Here is a 19526-nt window from a genome sequence, read left to right as displayed (position 1 = left end):
TAACAATCACTTTTTTAAAATGTGCCTTTTTGTCTAAAAATTCATCTTTGTTTATAAAAGTTTATCAAATTTAAAAATAATTATAATATTCAGGGATGTAATCTGGCAAAATTGCTGGTTATAATAAATGATATGTAACCATACAAATTATCATAAGTTCATGTCACTTACAAATATTTCAGCATTAATTATTACCGGAATGCACCGTTCGGGAACTTCCCTAACCGCATCATTCTTGGCGGCGATGGGTGTAGACTTAGGTTCTCATCTTCTGAAAGGAGATTATGCTAATCCTAAAGGATATTTTGAAGATGTAGAAATTTTGACTTTTCAGCGTCAACTGTTAGCTAGTTGTTGTCGAGCTAATGAAACCGGATTTCCTGATTGGGGATGGACTGATAGTGAATGGCTAAATCAATATAAAATCACCAGTTACCTAACTATGGCTGAACAATTAATTGCATCTCGAACAACTCCAGGGAAAATTTGGGGATGGAAAGATCCACGCACTACCTTACTCTTGGATTTTTGGCATCAAATTATTCCCGAATCTTATTATATTTTGGTCTATCGATATCCTTGGGATGTTATGGATTCTATTTTGCGTCTCAATATTCCGTTTTTTCAACTCCACCCTGAATCATGTTTAAAAATTTGGCGATATTATAATTTGCATCTCCTGGATTTTTATAGGAGGCATTCTCACCAATGTATTTTAGTTCATATAAATAGCTTTATTCAACATCCAGAAATTTTGGTAAATTTATTAAATTCTAAACTCGGATTGGCGGATATTCCAGCCGGAGCAAGGGTGCTACAATCAATTTATAATCCCCAAATACTCAAGAGTTTACCTGAAGATCATCCGGTGGTAAAATTGCTGTTTCAGGTGTCCTCAAGCAACTATTTTGAAGTTTTAGAAAATCTGGATGCTGTAGCCGACTTACCGAGTCAATTTTCCCGAGAACCATTGTTACAAAAAGCTGCATCACTAGAGAAGATGATTGTTCAACTATATCAAAAATTAATTGAACAGCAACTACATCCCAATTCCGCAAAGTTTTTCAGTTTGGTTTGTCAAACAGTAAAAGACTATCAAAACCATATTGATTCTGAGTTTCCTTTAACTAAACTGCGAGAATATCGTCAAAAAATAGCGGAGTTTTGGTTAACAGCAGAATCTCTCAAAGATTGTTACCATAACCACTTAGGGAAAAGCCATAAAATCTTGGTTAATAGTGGCATTAAATATGAGCCATTAACTGACCATGAGCAAAATTTTTTTCAGGGAATATTATCACAGTTTAATCAAGAACCATCCCATCCATCAAATTCTCTTAGGTATCTATTAGTTTTGATGCTATACAAACCAGCCTATCAGTTTCTAATTAATTATGATGCTATGGCTTTACCCAGATGGTTTATTAATGATTTTTTAGAGTTTATTTTAGAATTACCCGAAGTGTTTCAAACTTCCGAAGATATCGAGATTTATACAGATTATATATCTCACATTCTCCAGATAACTGAACAGAAAGTTTCCGATGAAAGCGTTTCCAGACTTTGGCTTGATATTGCCAAATATTTAGGGGACTTATTTAATTTTATGCCATTGTATTTTGCTGAAAAAAATCTGAAACAATTAGCAATCACAAGGGCAAATATATTGGCAATTCTGATGGAAAAAGCTGGTCATAAATTAGATATTGATTTGCCGCCAAGACCGGCTAATCGGTCGAAGATTAGGCTCGGAATTTTAAAATCAAATTTTGATGGAACTTCGGAAACATTTACGACGATTCCTGTATTTGAATTTCTCAACCCAGAAAAATTTGAGGTAATTGTTTATGTCCTTAATCAGACACAAACACCTATGGAAAAATATTGTAAAAATATTGTTTATAAATGGGTGGAACTTCCCCAAGTCATCCGAGAACAAGTTGCGGTAATACTTGATGATAATTTAGATATTCTTTTTGTGGGCTCAATTTTAACGACAGCAGCACAACCGATAATTTTACTAGCCTTACATCGATTAGCCAGAATACAAGCTACTTATTTTGCTTCTCCTATGACCACAGGAATCAAAAATATGGATTATTATATTTCTGGAACTTTGACAGAACCCACTGATGCAGCCAGCCACTATAAAGAAAAATTAGTCTTAATTCCAGGAACTGGCTTTGCTTTTAATTATAGTTGGGAACCTAGGGATATTAACCGAGAAATTACTCGCCAAAAATTGGGAATTCCTGAAGAAGCAATTATTTTTGCTTCGGGGGCAAACTTTTTTAAAATTATTCCTAATTTGAGGGATACTTGGGCGAAAATTTTAGGGTCTGTACCTAATTCGGTGTTGCTATTATATCCTTTTGGTTCGAGTTGGTCAAAGATTTACGCGACTATACCTTTTATCCATAATCTACATAGACGCTTCCAGGTCTATAATGTGGCAGCATCTCGATTAATTTTGTTGAATAATTTACCGAACCGTGCGGAAGTTAAAGCTGTGTTAAAACTAGCAGATGTTTATTTAGACTCTTACCCTTTTGCGGGTGCTAATTCCCTAGTTGACCCTCTGGAAGTGGCTTTACCTACGGTAACCTGGGAAGGTAATTATTTACGATCTCGACAAGGCACCGCTTTGATGAAAGAGTTGGAATTGTGGGATTTTATTGCTGATGATGAATTGACTTATATTAGGTTGAGTGTATCCCTAGGTAATAGTGCGGAATTTCGTGAGCAAACTCGCCAAAAAATTCAACAAAAAATGCCTCCTTATGGGTTGCCTAATTTCTTGAATAGCCGCAGTTACTCAGCACAAATGGAAATAGCATTTTCCCAACTATGGCAAGATTATCAGTCTTAATTTAGGATAATCTGTGGTGACATATATTAAACCATAGTAAATGGGTAGCGATGAAAGGATTAAAGGATTGTGAGAGTCTATGTTAATCAACCTATCCAGCCTCTCATACACAGCGAACCTAGAATAATCTGGAATTGAGTTAGCCAGTTGTGCAGATTTTCCTAAAACTGCTATAGTGAAGTGTAAAATCACTAAATCTGTGCGATGTCTATAGCTAGTCAGGAATTATCCCAGACATCAAAACCTCTGAACTTAGAGGAAATAGCCACCGTCGCCGCCAACAGTAACCTATGTACTTGGGACGACCTGGATCAATCTGTCCGTGCTAACCTGGAAGCAGCGATCGCCCCCGGTTCAGCTATTCAATGCGTTCTGTATCCCCCCACTCAGGAGGAATTAGCTGCAATAACCGCCTATGCGGCACAGCACCAGTTAGGAATTTTACCCTTTGGGAAAGGTAGCAAAATTACCTGGGGAAACCCGGTCAAAAACCCCTCTATTGCTATTAGTACCCAGAACATGAATCGCTTAGTTGAACACGCGGTGGGAGACCTAACGGTAACGGTAGAAGCGGGAATGGGATATGGGGAACTTCAGCAAATTCTGGCTAAACAGGGACAATTCCTAGCTTTTGACCCCTGCTATCAGGACGATGCTACTATTGGCGGAATTATTGCTACTGGAGATAGTGGTTCTCTGCGTCATCGATATCGGGGTATCCGCGATCTGCTGCTGGGAATTTCTTTTGTCCGGTCTGATGGTAAAATTGCTAAAGCTGGGGGTCGGGTAGTTAAAAATGTGGCGGGTTATGACTTGATGAAGTTGCTAACGGGTTCCGTCGGAACTTTGGGCATTATTACTCAAGTTACCCTGCGTTTATATCCCTGTTTAGAAGCATCAAATACTGTCCTGTTAACAGGAGATTCAGATGCGATCGCTACTGGTTTTAAAACTATCTTAGCCTCGGCTTTGACTCCGGTGGCTATGGATTTAATGTCGCCGCAATTAGTCGATCGCCTGTCTGGGGTAGAATCGATGGGTTTGGCTGTCAGATTTCAAAGTATCCGGGAAAGTGTCGAACTACAAAGCGATCGCCTGGTAGAATTAGCCAATCAACTTCATTTAAACTCAACTATTATCAGAGAAAATGACGGGGATTTTTGGCAGCAATTAAAACAGCACATTTGGCAAGGTTCCCATAGCGATCGCATCATCTGTAAAGTCGGCATTACTCCCACCGAGGCGGCGACAACTTTGGCGAAATGTCAAACTCCCGCCGTCATTCATGGTAGCAGTGGGTTGGGATTCATCCGATTTGATCAGACTCAACCAGATAGGTTGCAAAATCTGCGGCAGTGGTGTAATAATCAAGGTGGTTTCCTGTCGGTTTTAGAAGCACCATTAGCCATTAAACAACAAATAGAAGTTTGGGGATACAGGGGAAATGCCTTAGACCTCATGGCTAAGATTAAGCAGCAATTTGACCCCCAAAATATTCTGAATTATCAGCGATTTATTGCTGGTCTTTAAATGCTCGATTGTTCGGCGAATTAACTCCGTAGTTTAATCATAAATACCATTAAGATGCAAACTTTTGATCAGTCCTCCGAGACCAATTTAAATCAAATTCCCGCCAAAGAAAGCAACTTTTTAGACCAAAACCCCCACCTAGAACCCTCGGCAAATTTTCCGGGATTTGACCAGAATAATCCGCCGCCGCCAGACTTAATTAATACCTGTGTTCATTGTGGGTTTTGTTTAGCCACCTGTCCTAGTTATCGGGTAATAGGTAAAGAAATGGACTCCCCCAGGGGTAGAATTTACCTGATGGATGCTATTAATAAGGGAGAAGCACCCCTTGCTAAAGCCACCAGCGAACATTTTGATAGTTGCTTGGGTTGTTTAGCCTGCGTCACCACCTGTCCTTCTGGGGTTCAATATGACCGACTCATCGCCGCCACCCGTCCCCAGGTGGAAAGAAATGTTCCCCGAAATTTAGGCGATCGCTTAATTCGCACATTGATTTTCAGCTTATTTCCCTATCCCGACCGTCTGCGTCCCCTGTTAGTTCCCCTGTATTTATATCAAAAATTAGGGATTAAAAACCTCGTGCGGTCTACGGGATTATTACCGAAAATCTCCCCCCGACTGGCGGCGATGGAATCAATTTTGCCGGAAATTAACTCTAGTGCTTTTCAGGACAATTTACCCACAGTCATTCCCGCACAAGGGGAAAAACGCTATCGAGTCGGGATGATTTTAGGTTGTGTACAAAGGCTATTTTTCTCCCCGGTAAATGAAGCCACCGCTAGGGTATTAACAGCTAATGGTTGCGAGGTGATTATCCCTAAATCCCAAGGCTGTTGTGCCGCACTTCCTGAACACCAAGGACAAACTGAACAATCCCATGTTTTGATTAAACAAATGATTGATAGTTTTGCTGACACTGGGGTTGATGCTATTATTATTAATGCCGCCGGTTGTGGTCATACTTTAAAAGAATATGGTCACATTATGAGGGATGATCCCGAATATCGAGACAAGGCGAAAGAATTTGCAGGTAAAGTCCGCGATGTACAGGAGTTTTTAGCGGAAGTGGGGTTAACGGCGCATTTATCTCCTTTGGTGGAAGGGGAAGATTTAACTATTGTATATCAGGATGCTTGTCACCTGTTACACGGACAAAAAATTAGCATTCAACCGAGGGAGTTATTAACCCAAATTCCTGGGGTAAAATTGCGAGAACCTGTCGATGCAGCTTTATGTTGCGGTAGCGCGGGGGTTTATAATATGTTACAGCCAGAAGTGGCGGATGAGTTAGGACAGCAAAAGGTACAAAATCTGCTGAATACTGGCGCGACTGTAATTGCTTCGGCTAACCCAGGGTGTTCTTTGCAAATTAAGAAGCATCTGGAATTACAAGGAAAGCAGGTTACTCTCAAGCATCCTATGGAGTTGTTAGATGATTCGATTCGAGGGGTGAAAATTTAATTCTGAGATTAGGAAAACCTAATTAACACAGGTGCGTCAGTTCAGAATTATCCGGTTCTTATTTATTTTTATCGGTCTGACGCACCCTACAGGGGGTGAAAATTTAATTCTGAGATTAGGAAAACCTAATTAACACAGGTGCGTCAGTTCAGAATTATCCGGTTCTTATTTATTTTTATCGGTCTGACGCACCCTACAATTATCAATTATCAGGTGGGACGCAGAAGACGATCGCTTATGGATTTTTCATGGTTTCCACAAAGTCTTCCACTGAGTTGAGATGATGCTGAAGCTGTTTAACTAGGGGTGGGATGGCTTCGAGGTTTTGTTGGGTGGCGAGGTTTTCTAACTCCTGAGATATGGCGGGAATGTGGAAGACACCAGAATTGGCGCTAGACCCTTTGAGGGCGTGTGCTTGCTGTTTAATGTCGGCAAAATTTGAGGTATTAATCGCTTTATTGATGGTGTCAATTCGTTGTTGTGCTTGATTAATAAAGGTTGTTAAGAGACGATATTTATACTCGGTTTTTCCCTTAAATAACTTATTGAGGCGATCGCTATCAACGGGACAATCAACCGGACTATCTAAAAGTCGGTGATCATGGGCTTTGGTGGGTGTTTGATTTCGGATTTCCAGACAAACGGGAACCCAACGATTAATCAAGTTTACTAAAGCCTGTAAATCAATAGGTTTAGTGATGTAGTCATCCATTCCCGCTTCTATACAGCGATCGCGATCGGAAGGCATTACACTAGCAGTTAAAGCGATAATAATAGGAGGTCGTTGGGAGTTTTGGCGACGGCGAATTCTGGCGGTAGTTTCATAACCATCTAAAATCGGCATCTGACAATCCATTAAGATTAAATCATAATGCTGTGTTTCCAAATGTTGTAAAACTGCTTCTCCGTCGCACACAGCATCAGCGGTATAACCTAATTGTTGCAGTTGAGTCAAAACCACTTCCTGATTAACTAAGTCATCCTCAGCTAGGAGAATTTTTAGAGGTATAAAAGCCTTCAGCTTATCCTCAGAGGTGGGGAGATGACAAGATGGTGGTGTGGGAATTTCGGGAAAGGACGATCGCATCAATATATCATCCCAAGATTGTTCAAGACGATCGTCTAAATTAGGGATATCAAGTTGGAGGGAATTGGCGAAACTTCGCAGCAATCGTAGGGGGGCGATCGGCTTGACTAGATATACAAAATTCCCTAAATTTAAAACCTGTTCGGCGCGATTACGCTGACTAATACCACTCATTAAGATTAACCGAGTTGAGGAATCACTAGAGGTTTTATAAAGCTGTCCTAGTAATTTAGCACCATCGCGGTCTAGCAACTCCAAATCCATGAGAATCAGATGATATGGGGAACCTTCAGCCTGTTGATGATGCCATTTATCTAAGGCGATTTTAGCGGTCTCTGCTGCATCGACTTGTATACCCCATGGCTGAGTTATGCAGCTAACTGACTGCCTAACTAAACTACTTTTATTAACTACCAATAACTTCAGATTTTCTAATTCTTTAGGGGCGGGAATTTCTGACAATTCCGATGGCAAAAAATTGGCGGTAAACCAGAAAATAGAACCGTCTCCTTCTTGACTATTAACGCCGATTTCACCCCCCATTAAATTCACCAAGTGCTGACAGATTGATAAACCTAATCCCGTGCCACCATATTGACGATTGGTGGCGGAACTAGCGGGCGAAAAAGGCTGAAATAATTGGGGTTGAAGTTCATCAGAAATCCCCAGACCTGTATCTTCTATGGAAAAGTAAATATTAATCTGATCTTGATTAATGAATCTGGGAGTAAGTCTGATAATAATATGACCGGATTGGGTAAATTTAATCGCATTATTTACCAAGTTAATGAGAACCTGTTGTAAACGCATCCCATCACCTTTTAAATATCTGGGAATATTCGGTTCCAACAAAATAATTAGTTCTAGTTGTTTATCCTCAGCTTTCACCGACAAAAGATCCACAACGGTTTCTAGGCAATCTTGTAAATCAAAGTCATGGGATTCTAGGTGAGTTTCTCCGGCTTCTAGTTTGGATAAATCCAGAATTTCGTTAATGACAGTTAATAGATGTTTGGCACTACGATAAATGGTTTGGGTGTAATCTTTTTGTTGGGGTGTGAGATGAGTTTGCATTAACAATTCAACCATCCCCAAAACTCCACTCATGGGGGTGCGAATTTCATGACTCATTTGCGCTAAAAATCGAGACTTGAATTGAACGGCATCTAAAGCAGCGTTGCGAGTTTCGACTAGATTATTTAAGGGGATAATCACTAAAATGATTCCGCCAACTTCTCCAGAATTACGATACCAAGGTCTCACAGTCCAACCATGATAAATCAGAGAACCATCCTCACGAATCCAGGAATCCTCTAAAGCCGACACTTTTTCGCCGCGCAAGGCTTTTTTATGGGCTAACTTCCAGTCATTTTTTACGTTGGGAAATACATCATAATGACTTCAACCGATTAATGAGTACATCTGGGGCTTTAAATGCTGAATCCATCCCTCTGAATAAGCCAGGTATCGCATTTCTGTATCAAACATGGCGATGGGTAGGGGAAGGTAGGATATCAATTTTTGTAGTCGTTCACATTCTAATTCTTCCTGACATGAACCATCTGGACTACAGGCTACGGCTTCCCCGGTGACGATCGCACCTAAAATATCCCCGCAATAATTACGCCAAGGAACTATTTTGAAATGAACTTGCTGTTGTCGTCGGTCACTACCCAATAGGATATGATGCACATGAACTGGCTGTTGCGTGGCGATCGCTTCGAGATAGCGGAATTTAATCCCATCACGCACTGATTCTGGTAAACATAGCATCCAATAATTGCGATCTATGACTTCTTCGCGTCGATAGCCGGAAATTTCCTCGGCGGCATGATTCCACTCGACAATCTTGCCCTCTAAAGATAGTACAATTACAATACAACCCATCTGCTGTAGGAAAGACGGCGATCGCTTGATAGTGTCTCTTCTTTCGGGGCTTTCGGGTTTTCGCCATCTAACTAAGGTTAAACTGGCGACCATACTAATCATGGCGCTAACACTAAGGGTAAGGACTAACGGATCGGGGTTGGGTGGAGTTGGAAGAAACATTGACTGACGCACTCTTTAGCGGTTAGGGTTGATCCATAGTAGGTAGCCCTGTAGGGTGGGTCAGAGGCGGTAAATGCCAAGAATAACCTGATAATTCCCCTCTGAGCGACCTTTTCGGCTTGATTGATAGTGATGCCACGATATAATCTAGCTATAGGCTGTAACATAAGTTCAAGATTAACATAGTCGAGGTTAAACTGGGACACTAGATCGTCTCCCCAGCCACAAGGCGAAAATTAAGGCGGAAAATTCAAGTTTTCCACCGGGGGACATTTGGCTAAACTTGCTTTTTGTGTTGCGGGTTTTGGGGCGGAAAGCTCCATTGGTCCGTCCGTGAATTGTAGGGACGGGTTCACAAATAACCTGCTGGAAATAGTCGCCCGTAGGAACCCTTACTTACTAGGAATCCCCGCCCCTTTAGACTGGGGAGGATGTCAATATGGAGAGGATTTGATGAATCAGTATCAACACTTTCTGAAAATTAAGACCCAGGGGAAATCTCTGGCTAAAATTACCCGTTATATTCAGGAAGCTGTGGAAAAATCTCAGATCCAAACGGGTCTTTGTACGGTTTTTATCCGCCATACTTCTGCTAGTCTCATTATCCAGGAAAATGCAGATCCTGATGTGTTAGAAGACCTGGAAAATTTCCTATCTAAATTAGTGCCAGAAGGAGATTACTACATCCACAGCGCGGAAGGACCCGACGATATGCCTGCCCATATTCGTAGTGTTTTAACTAATACATCTGAACAAATCCCCATCTCCCAAGGACGGCTAGTATTAGGAACTTGGCAAGGGCTATATCTGTGGGAACATCGCCGCCGTGGCTCCTATCGAGAACTGGTGGTTCATATTACGGGAAATTAGTCAATATCTGATTAATTAACAACTGTTAAATCATAATGGAGAGCGACTATGAAAATTGAATTTTTGCCTGATAAGGTGACTGTGGAAGCTGAACCAGGAGAACCTATATTAGAAGTGGCTAATCGGGCGGGAGTTTCAATCCCGACGGGGTGTTTAATGGGTTCGTGTCATGCCTGCGAGGTGGAATTAGATGATGGAGAAATTATCTGCTCTTGTATTAGTTCGGTACCAGCGGGAAAGGAAAAAATGACTATTAATCTCTATTGTGATCCGGCTTGGTAGAAGGGGGGTTAAGCTGTCGGATAATGATGGCGATCGCCCCTAAACCCAGTAACCCTAATAAGCCGGCTAAGGGGTTGCCATCAATGCCAGTTAACCAGGGGGGAACTGTTCCTAAATTAGTGGTTAATTCCCCCACATTTATGATATAATAAGCACCAACTAAACCGCCGTGTAAGCCGATAGCTAATCCCAAAGAACCGTGAGGATTATTAGGGGTGCGAGTGGCATCTTTTGCCCAAACTAAAATTATCCCTAATAGCAATAAACCGGGAAATTGTAACCAGGTTCGCACAATTTCTTCCCAAGGTTTGATAAAGTGGAGTAGGGCGAATATAACACTACTCACCCACAGAGATTTTACCGGGGAATAATCCCGCCGTAGTTCCTCTAGTAACCAACCTCTAAACAACAATTCCTCAGCAAAGCCTATCCCCAAAGATACCAATAAACTCTCCATGAGAATGATCGGGAAATTAGCGGGGAAAGGTTCCCACCTTAGCCAGCCCAACCAAGTGGCGATCGCAAATATTCCCAGAACCCCAACCCAACCCAAACCTAAACCAATTAACAAACCCTCACCGCTGTGGCGACTAATTTCGAGACCACAAACCCGCCACATTCGAGGCTGACCATAAACGGATTTTCCCCACCATTGCAGTAATACCAAAAACTGGCAATATAGCAAAACTAAGGTAATGATACTCACCCAATTGGGGTCGCCCCCTAGCCAATAAATAGGAATAGCCAGGGGAAGCCAAATTAGCAGCAATAGAATCACAAACAGCCCCAACCGAACCGGGACAGGGCGGCGGACTAGGTTAGATAGATTAAACAATTAAACAAGCGATCGCGCGTTGCAGTTGAAATCATGCTCCATCAGAGCAGTCTACCACTATTCGTCAGGCTCTATGGTACTGGTCAAGCCATGATTTTTTAAAGTTTCACAATAAAACTCAGCGTGTTCGAGGGCGCAGGTAATCACCAAAGCCAACCCATTAGTGTGAGCCTCCATCATAATACTAACAGCTTGGGGTTGAGTCAGGCCGGGAACGGTACTCATAAGTACCTGCACCACATACTCCATGGGGTTATGGTCATCATTATGGAGCAGAACCCGATAGCGTGGCGCTAACTTTCGATTTGTAGAAGTCTTTTCTACGGTTTGGGTTGACACAGAACCATCTCCTCCGTTTACAAAGGTACAGTGATAGGGGAATTTATCGATACCAAAGCAGACCAAAGCCATAATCAGACCATCAGGCTATTGAAGGCTGGCTAGACTCAGCCCAATTCCTGATCAAGTTGACAATAACTTAGCGAGGCGCTGCTAACCAATAGCTTAACAAGCCCCTCCCATTAAGTGCAACCCAGAAGCCACAACTGACCAGTCACAACTAGAATGGTTAATAATAAGACAGATAGATAACTCAAAACCATCATTCATGCAGAACAGTACATTACTCCTAACCAAAGAACTCCCTAACCTGACCTACTCCCCCCTATTAGACCGCTTTGATGACAGTTGGGAAGCACCCCTGTCTACCCTCCTAGGCTTGGGACGCGCTGCTGGGGCTGACCTGGTAGAATTTTTCCTAGAGCGCAATAATGTGATCAGTTGCTTGGCTGAAGATGACGGCATTACGGGGGTTTCCCCCAGTCTATCTTTAGGGGCGGGTATTCGGGTCTTTAAGGGGAATGCAGATTGTTATGTGAGTACCAATGATTTATCCTTTAGCGGCTTGCGTACAGCCCTAGAAAAAGCCTTGTCTATCATGGGTTTACAGCTTCCTGGAGCGGTGGGATTCGTTCCTTCGGTCAATTTGGAACTATTGCGGGATTACGCGACCTCTAAGGGCAAAGAAGGCTGGCTGGCTGAATGTAGTTCGATGCAAGAGATGGGGGATATCCTATTAGCAGCTAACGCCCAACTACTCAAAAAGGCTAACCACGTTCAATCTCGGCGCGCGTCCTATTTCCGAGATTGGCAAGAGGTTCTGGTGGCCGCTAGTGATGGCACTTTTGCCCGGGATGTGCGATTGACTCAATCTCAGGTTTCGTTTATCCTATGTGCAGATGGCGAACATCGCTGTTCGATCAGTAAACGTGGCGGTAGTACCAGTCGCCCGGATGGGTTGCGAAGTTGGGACTATGAAACTGATGCGGAAGATATGGCAGAATCTGCGGGTAAAATGCTTTATGCGGATTATGTGGAGTCTGGCTATTATCCGGTGGTGATGGCTAACCGCTTCGGTGGGGTGATTTTCCACGAAGCCTGTGGGCATTTACTGGAAACTACCGCTATTGAAACAAAAACAACTCCTTTTGCTGATAAGAAGGGTGAGAAAATTGCCCACGAAAATCTGACGGCTTGGGATGAGGGTCTGTCGGAGCAGGCATTTGGCACTATCGATATGGATGATGAGGGAATGCCTGCCCAGCGTACTCTATTAATTGAAAATGGTATCCTGAAAAATTTTCTGTGCGATCGCGCTGGTGAAAGACGCACAGGAAATCCCAGAACCGGAAGCGGTCGCCGCCAAAACTACACATATTCACCAGCCAGCCGGATGCGTAATACTTATATTGCGCCTGGTAACTATTCTGTTGATGACCTATTTGCATCAGTCGATCGCGGTTTGTACTGTAAAAAAATGGGTGGCGGTAGTGTCGGCGATACCGGAAAGTTTAACTTTGCGGTGGAGGAGGCTTATCTCATCGAAAATGGTAAACTTACTAAGCCTCTCAAAGGTGCAACTTTAATCGGTTACGCTACGGAAATTATGAACAATATTTCTATGTCTTCCCAAGATATCGGACTGGCGGCGGGGTTCTGCGGTTCGGTCAGCGGTAGCGTCTATGTGACGGTCGGACAACCTCATATTAAGGTTGATGGTATTACTGTGGGAGGAAGATAAATGGCGGGGTCGGGTTTTCGGGTGTGATCAATTTTAGATCTTCCCTTAACCCGCCTCGATAAGGTTCTGGGAATTTAACTCTGAGTTCTTTGGTGAAACAGTAATTACAACAAAGCAGCGATTAATTAGATAGATGATGAATACTGACAGTTTGATTAGCCAAGTTAAAGATTCGGCGAGTAAATTGGGAATCAAAAAATTTGATGTGTTTGGTGCGACGGTAGAATCGAGTAGCGCTCAAGTTAATCAAGGGGTTCCTAAACAGGTGAAAGCCTCCCATCGTTCTAGTATTATGGTGAGGGTGTGGAATGGCGATCGCTCTTTGGGGGTGACTTCTACTAATGACACGACTCCCAAGGGTTTGGAGTTGGCTTTGCAAACGGCATCGGAAGCTAGTAACTTTGGGGCGAAAGAACATATCCCCGATTTTAGTCCTTTGGCTACTTCTCCGATACAAGAAATGGGCGATCGCACTGCGGAAGCTGCCCCTATGGATACGCTGTTAGAAACTTTACTGGAGGCGGAACAAAAGTTATTAAATAGCCATCCGGCAATTGTGGGAGTTCCCTATAATGGGTTGTCACAACGGGATTTAGTCCGGTTTTATGTGAACAGTGAGGGGGCTTTACGACAAGAACATCTTTCTTATGCCTCGATTTATCTATATAGCAAAACGGAAGAAGATGGTAAAAAGCCTCGCAGTGCGGGTGCTTACCGTTTGGGTCGCAGTTTGGAACAGTTGGATATTGAGGGATGCTTACAGGAAACCACGGCGAAAACTATCAGTCATCTGAATTATGAAAAGATGACATCGGGGCGCTATTTAGTGATGTTTTCCCCAGAGGCTTTTCTGAGTATGTTGGCGGCGTTTTCTAATATTTTTAATGCCCAGAGTGTGTTAGACCGCCAGAGTTTGTCTACTGTGGAATCAATTGGGACGGCGATCGCTTCTCCGATGTTATCGGTTAGTGATTACGAATTGCACCATAAAAATATCGCAGCGACTACCTTTGATAGTGAGGGAACACCGACGGGAGAAGTGCCGCTAATTAAGGAAGGTGTATTAACTAACTTTCTCCATAGTTCGATTACCGCCCGCCGCCTGAATGCTCAACCTACTGGGAATGGTAATATGGGGGCGAAAGTGTCGGTGAGTCCGAATTTCTTTTGTGTGGCTCCGGGAAGTGCTGAAAATGGCGGATCTTACAACATTGATACGGCTGATAATGTGATCTGGATTGATGAGTTGCACGCCCTCCATTCGGGAGTACAGTCTCTACAAGGCTCGTTTTCTTTACCCTTTGATGGTTGGATGATTAAAGGAGGCGATCGCATTAGTATTGAGTCGGCTACGGTGGCTGGAGATATTAAACAACTACTCAAGTCTATTGTCTGTGTGGAATCAGAAGTTAAACTCACAGATGGCGGCGTTTCTCCTCGGGTTTGGGTGGAAGGATTATCGATTACCGGGGAAGGATGATATTTACCCAATTTCCGGGGGAAATTTCGGCTCTAGTGGCGGCGTTATTTTGGGCGATCGCATCAGTCATTTATGCTAATGTCGGCACCCAAATTCCTCCCTTGGGTTTGAATCTGATTAAAGGCGGAATTGCGATCGGTCTATTATTGCTCACCATCACCCTCCAGTCGGGGGGTGAATTGCCCGAATTTTCCCCCTGGGTATTCGGCTTGCTTCCCCTCAGTGGCATCATCGGTATAGGTATCGGAGACACCGCCTTTTTTACGACCCTTAATTGTCTGGGTCCCCGGCGGGCGTTGCTGTTAGAAACCCTCGCCCCTCCCCTGACCGCATTAATTGCCTTCATATTTTTGGGGGAAAGACTCTCCCCGACAGCGTGGGGGGGAATTTTTTTGACCGTGTTGGGTATCGCTTGGGTAATTACCGAAAGGGCGGCGGAAACCGTGGGAATGCCCCTAAGACTAACGCGGGGCTTGGTGTTTGGCAGTATTGCGGCTTTATCCCAGTCCACCGGAGCGATTTTATCCCATTTGGCACTCACCCAAAGCGGCATCAGTCCCCTGTGGAGTACCCTGCTGCGAATTGTGGGCGGCGTGGGGGTGCTGGTTTTAGCCCTGCCAATTCAGCGGTTATCCCCCGCCGCTTTACTCAAGCCTTTGCAGTCCCGGCGCGTGTTGGGAATCATTATGGTGGCGACATTTTTCGGGACTTATTTGGGGATTTGGTTGCAGCAAACTGCCCTCAAATTTACCGCCGCCGGAATTGCTCAAACTCTGACTTCTACCAGTCCGCTGTTTGTATTGCCGATCGCTATAGCAATGGGCGATCGTGTCAGTTGGCGGGCGATTTTGGGCGCATTAGTCGCCATTTTCGGCGTGGCGATGTTATTTTTAGCTTGAGAAACTTGCCCTTTCCAATGGAGAAACAGGGGGTAATGAGCATTAACTTCCGGCTAGTGTCGCTAGAAAATTATGAACGACTTCCTCTAATTTTTCAGCATATACCATCAAATCATATTCTGCATAATAATTGATTTTGCCACTATCTATTAATTTTTGATAATCCATTGATGGCTTGGTATCCTCATCTGATTTAAAATTTAAAACCCCAGATTTACTTTGAAAAAATATTAAAAAATCTATCCCATAATTGACTAAATTTACTTGGTCGCTTTCCCACAATTTAGCATCAGCAATAAAAGCAATACCTAATCTATATAATATTTCAGCTAATTCTGCCTTCTCAGGTCTAGCGAAGCTAATTTCATGCCATTTATATTTCTTTTCAGAGACAGCTTCAATAGGCGATTTATGATTTTTGTTTTTTAAGTAAATATCATCAATATTCGATGATATTAAATTGGCGACCAAACGAGAACTACTCAAATTTAAACCGCTTAAATCTGCCCCATTAAGGTTTAACTCAATTACCAATTGTCTTTGGATATTAATTTGAGAATTATGTAAATATTTTTTGAGTACAGATTTTAATGTATCTTTCTTTATTTTTTCTCCAAAAGCCTCTGATAAAAGTTTCCAGAGTTTTGCCCCTACATCTTTAACATAGTCCGGTTCATAACCTGTGTTCGCAGCAATTTCTTGATAAGACTTACCGTCCCAAGTTTGACGAAATACTGTTTCTTGAATTTTATTCAAACAGCGATAGTCAAGGACGGCTTCAACCAGTTCTAGTGCTTCATCAACTTTCATAAAATTTAATGTCAGAGCGATAGTAATTTCGATGGATGCAAGTAGGTATTCATAAAATAACAATCATTAGGGCTAAAAGTGTTAACTAGCAGTTTTGGGATTAAACATCGATCGATGCACACCTACTTAACCAGCTAAGTCAATTTTACATATTTCTGAGGACTACATCATCCGCGATTCCCTGAGTTCCCCTGTATCTGATACAATTAGTTACAAAACTTTATGCTTCTTTATATCCAGTGGTACAAGTACCTTCTCACTCAAAATATTGGAACTATCAGTTGCGATCGCCTCGCCAATTTGTAATATTTTATACCATTTTACCCTTAACCGTCAATATCTGTAAACCTTGAGAGTAACCATAGAGGAGGTTCTAATTATTAATTAGATCTTAAATTCTGAATCAAAATTACCTTAACAATACCTTTTAATTACTTTAAAAATACTTTTTAATTACAACTCAATAATGACAGTCATCAATTATGGTGATATCATTGAGGATAGAGGTTTAGCTCACTGAGTTCACAATTTTTTCCAAAATCATCAGTGCTATAAATTTGCAATTCAGCCATTTTAGATGGTAATTGTGAATTAGATATTTGTGATTTTACTACTACTGTAATCACCCAAATCTAGCAGTTACAATAGTTAATTGAGGAGATTAGTTGACTGCAACAGTCAACTAAATCAATGGCTTTACCAATAACTTTACCAAACCAGGATAAGGATAATGGCAATGGCTGACGATCCAAATACCCCTTGGGAATGTGAGGGTGCCCCACCTAAATATAAGAAGCATAAACTGTATGAAAATGCGGCAGGAATAGAGAAATGTGTGGAGTGCGGTCGTCCCCGAAACTATGCGGGAGGCGGTAGTTCAAACGGCCCACCAATTCCTTGGTCTAAAGTTGGGGCTGCTGCCGTAATTTTAGTTTTATTAGGTGGGATAGGATATGGGATTTCTGGTCTATTTAAGTCTTGTCCGACAGGTCAACAAAAACAGGGATTTTCCTGTGTAACAGTGGCAGTTGAACCACCTCCTAGACCAACTCGTACACCGACTACAACACCTATAACACCACCTACTACACAAACTATAGATATAGAGCGCTATAGTAGTGGAGAAAATCGCTTATTTGTGGGCAGAGAAAATCCCGATAGCGAACGTGGCATTAAAGCCTTTAGAAACGGACAGTATAGCCAAGCAGTACAAGATTTTGAGAAGGCTGTAAACGGCGATCGCAACTCTCCTGAACATCAAATTTATCTGAATAATGCTAAAGCACGTTTAGCTGGTTCTCCTTTCCTAATTGGGGCTGTTGTTCCTATTGACACTGCCGCCAGTTCCGCCGAAGAAATGTTAAGAGGAGTTGCAGATGCTCAAACCAGATTTAACCAAGCGGGTGGGTTAAATGGAAGGTTACTAGAAGTCATTGTCGCTAATGATAGTAACGATCCGCAACGAGCCACAGAAGTGGCAAAAAGATTGGCAAGCGATCCCAATTTATTAGGTGTAATCGGACATAATTCCAGTGATGCCACTCAAGCAGGTTTAGCTGAATACGAACAAGCAGGTATACCGATGATCTCGCCGACGAGTACCAGTACCGCTTTATCGGGAAACAGTTTTTTCAGAACCTTACCTTCTGATGCCATCAACGGTCAAAAACTGGCTGATTATGCTTGGTATACTCTGGAAATCGACAATGTAGCCATATTTTATAATCCCAATAGTAGCTACAGCAAAAGCCTAGAAACAGCTTTTTCCCAAGCCTTTCAGCAATTCGGAGGACGAGTTGTCAAAACCATTGATTTGAGCAATGAACAACTTGATCCCCAGCGAGAAATTCAAAACTTACAAGGGCAAGTTGAGGGTCTGGTTTTATTTCCAAATACTGCCTATATTTCAGTAGCGATCGCCCTAGCGGTTGCCAACAACAACCAAATGAAATTATTAGGAGGAGATGCCCTATATAATCCCAACACTTTAACATCGGGTAGCAACGCAGTGGAAGGATTAATTTTAGCCGTTCCTTGGTTTGCCGACGGGAAATATGCCGAAGCTGCAGAAAGACGATGGTTAGGACAGGTTAATTGGCGCACTGCCATGAGTTTTGATGCAACTCAAGCAATGATTAACGCTTTATCCGAGCAAGCATCTCGTTCCAGCGTTTTACAAAATCTCAGAAATATTAGCTTATCTAATGCTGATACTTCCGGTAATTTACTTCAGTTTGAATCCACAGGCGATCGTCAAGGTGATCCCATTCTAGTCCAGGCAGTGAAAGGAGGAAGAAATGCTCCTAGAGGCACGCAATTTTCCTTTCAACCTATTAAGTAAGGAGGACACCTAAACCGATGCCTTTATATACACCCCAACCAGTTTGGCGTTATGCCGTATTTCAGATTTCCGCAGCCTGTTTAGCCATCTGTCTAGTCCTGGCTCTCCTGGCTGGTCAATTAGGTTGGTTTTCCCGTTTAGTTGCCGTTCATTTAGCCGTCGATCTCAGTGGTAGCACTTATCAAAGTTCCCTAGCAAATTTTAACAAGCCGGGAACAATTATGGCTCAGGAAATTGAGGCAGTCCAAGCCTATGCAACTCGCAATGCTCGACTATCTCAACCTAATCTGATATCCGTTTCAGGGTTTGCTAGTTCTGTTGTTCCGATTACGAATGGATTCTCTAGTGATCCTCAAGAAATTACCAGAGCAATCAATCAAGTTGTTCAACCTTCCCTGGTTAACCGCATTGGTGGAGGAACCAACATGAATTTGGCTGTAGAAAATGGTTTATCTACACTTAAAACCCAGCCGACACTCTGTACAGAAATGTTGGTGATTACCGATGGTGTATTTAATATCAATCCCGAGATAATTGAGCAAGTCCAAGCTCATAACGTCAGGTTAAATTTTTTGATCGTCGGTCAACCTCTGACTGCCGAAATTAATCAATGGGCAAACCAAACGGGTGGTATGGCCTTAGAAGTCAGTCCTAGTAGCATCACCGAGTTGCTTTCCGAGGAAGTATTTGAGCGGTTTAATGCGAATCCGTTAGTACCTTTGTTTTATGGCTTGGCATTTATCTCATTCATGTGGATGATGCTTTTACCTTTAGAAAGGTTTTTTAATCAAGCCCTCCGAATTAGGATTGATTATGCCAGTAAAGTTTCCGTTTATAATGCCATATTTTGGACAATAGCCACTCCCATCTATCTGATCGCATCAGGATTATTTAATCCGTTTCAATCTTGTTAATTGTTAAAAAGGAGTAAAT

16 protein-coding genes are annotated in these 19526 nt (G+C 42.4%); 10 read left to right on the top strand and 6 right to left on the bottom strand.

Features of this window, described 5'->3' with window-relative positions; genetic code table 11:
* The first annotated feature begins 160 nt into the window (after positions 1-160).
* From N39L_RS32035 to N39L_RS32025, 3 genes are all read left to right on the top strand, one after another.
* Complete coding sequence (locus tag N39L_RS32035; RefSeq protein ID WP_043468760.1) at positions 161-2869, top strand: O-linked N-acetylglucosamine transferase family protein; 2709 nt, start codon at positions 161-163, stop codon at positions 2867-2869.
* A 204-nt stretch (positions 2870-3073) separates the two neighbouring features.
* Positions 3074-4399 (top strand): FAD-binding oxidoreductase, encoded by a 1326-nt coding sequence (locus tag N39L_RS32030; protein ID WP_014277452.1) that lies wholly within the window; start codon positions 3074-3076, stop codon positions 4397-4399.
* A gap of 54 nt (positions 4400-4453) precedes the next feature.
* On the top strand, positions 4454-5860 hold the full coding sequence (locus tag N39L_RS32025; protein WP_006619682.1) for a (Fe-S)-binding protein: 1407 nt from the start codon (positions 4454-4456) through the stop codon (positions 5858-5860).
* A gap of 235 nt (positions 5861-6095) precedes the next feature.
* Here the strand turns inward: N39L_RS32025 and N39L_RS32020 are convergent, their stop codons facing one another.
* The 3 genes from N39L_RS32020 to N39L_RS32010 are packed head-to-tail and all read right to left on the bottom strand — an operon-like array spanning position 6096 to position 9202.
* Positions 6096-8288, bottom strand: coding sequence for a response regulator (locus N39L_RS32020; RefSeq protein WP_014277451.1), 2193 nt, complete (start codon positions 8286-8288; stop codon positions 6096-6098).
* Between the two features lie 60 nt (positions 8289-8348).
* Complete coding sequence (locus N39L_RS32015) at positions 8349-8936, bottom strand: PAS domain-containing protein (protein ID WP_014277450.1); 588 nt, start codon at positions 8934-8936, stop codon at positions 8349-8351.
* Between the two features lie 23 nt (positions 8937-8959).
* The gene (locus N39L_RS32010) at positions 8960-9202 is read right to left on the bottom strand and encodes a hypothetical protein (protein ID WP_014277449.1); all 243 of its coding nucleotides are present in this window, start codon (positions 9200-9202) and stop codon (positions 8960-8962) included.
* A 247-nt stretch (positions 9203-9449) separates the two neighbouring features.
* On the opposite strand from N39L_RS32010, the gene N39L_RS32005 reads away from it, so the two are divergent.
* Entirely contained in the window at positions 9450-9866 is a 417-nt protein-coding gene (locus tag N39L_RS32005) for a secondary thiamine-phosphate synthase enzyme YjbQ (protein WP_006619680.1), read from the top strand.
* 48 nt (positions 9867-9914) lie between these two features.
* Positions 9915-10148: a 2Fe-2S iron-sulfur cluster-binding protein gene (locus N39L_RS32000; protein ID WP_006619679.1), complete on the top strand. Its 234-nt coding sequence runs from the start codon at positions 9915-9917 to the stop codon at positions 10146-10148.
* Here N39L_RS32000 and N39L_RS31995 read toward each other — a convergent pair.
* Both N39L_RS31995 and clpS read right to left on the bottom strand, forming a co-directional pair.
* Positions 10120-10983, bottom strand: a complete 864-nt coding sequence (locus N39L_RS31995; protein WP_014277447.1) for a CPBP family intramembrane glutamic endopeptidase — start codon at positions 10981-10983, stop codon at positions 10120-10122. The genes N39L_RS32000 and N39L_RS31995 overlap by 29 nt on opposite strands.
* Positions 10984-11040: 57 nt before the next feature.
* The gene (gene clpS, locus N39L_RS31990; RefSeq protein ID WP_006619677.1) at positions 11041-11322 is read right to left on the bottom strand and encodes an ATP-dependent Clp protease adapter ClpS; all 282 of its coding nucleotides are present in this window, start codon (positions 11320-11322) and stop codon (positions 11041-11043) included.
* Positions 11323-11590: 268 nt separating this feature from the next.
* Here clpS and N39L_RS31985 point away from each other — a divergent pair, with 268 nt between their 5' ends.
* The 3 genes from N39L_RS31985 to N39L_RS31975 all read left to right on the top strand — a co-directional run bounded on the left by N39L_RS31985 (position 11591) and on the right by N39L_RS31975 (position 15442).
* Entirely contained in the window at positions 11591-13063 is a 1473-nt protein-coding gene (locus N39L_RS31985) for a TldD/PmbA family protein (protein WP_014277445.1), read from the top strand.
* Between the two features lie 133 nt (positions 13064-13196).
* Positions 13197-14543, top strand: a complete 1347-nt coding sequence (locus N39L_RS31980; protein ID WP_014277444.1) for a TldD/PmbA family protein — start codon at positions 13197-13199, stop codon at positions 14541-14543.
* Positions 14540-15442 carry a DMT family transporter gene (locus N39L_RS31975; protein WP_006619674.1) on the top strand — a complete coding sequence of 301 codons (903 nt, stop codon included), beginning with the start codon at positions 14540-14542 and terminating at the stop codon, positions 15440-15442. Before N39L_RS31980 ends, N39L_RS31975 begins: the two co-directional genes overlap by 4 nt.
* 42 nt (positions 15443-15484) lie before the next feature.
* On the opposite strand, the gene N39L_RS31970 is transcribed toward N39L_RS31975, so the two are convergent.
* Entirely contained in the window at positions 15485-16252 is a 768-nt protein-coding gene (locus tag N39L_RS31970) for a helix-turn-helix domain-containing protein (RefSeq protein WP_043468757.1), read from the bottom strand.
* Positions 16253-16988: 736 nt separating this feature from the next.
* On the opposite strand from N39L_RS31970, the gene N39L_RS31965 reads away from it, so the two are divergent.
* On the top strand, positions 16989-18593 hold the full coding sequence (locus N39L_RS31965; RefSeq protein WP_006619672.1) for an ABC transporter substrate-binding protein: 1605 nt from the start codon (positions 16989-16991) through the stop codon (positions 18591-18593).
* Positions 18594-18610: 17 nt separating this feature from the next.
* Positions 18611-19507: a vWA domain-containing protein gene (locus N39L_RS31960; protein ID WP_014277441.1), complete on the top strand. Its 897-nt coding sequence runs from the start codon at positions 18611-18613 to the stop codon at positions 19505-19507.
* The last annotated feature ends 19 nt before the right edge of the window (positions 19508-19526 follow it).

The organism is Limnospira platensis NIES-39, from assembly GCF_026000695.1.
Classification (GTDB): domain Bacteria; phylum Cyanobacteriota; class Cyanobacteriia; order Cyanobacteriales; family Microcoleaceae; genus Limnospira; species Limnospira platensis.
The sequence above is the reverse complement of the archived record's forward strand: the minus strand, read 5'-3'. Positions and strand labels throughout refer to the sequence as shown.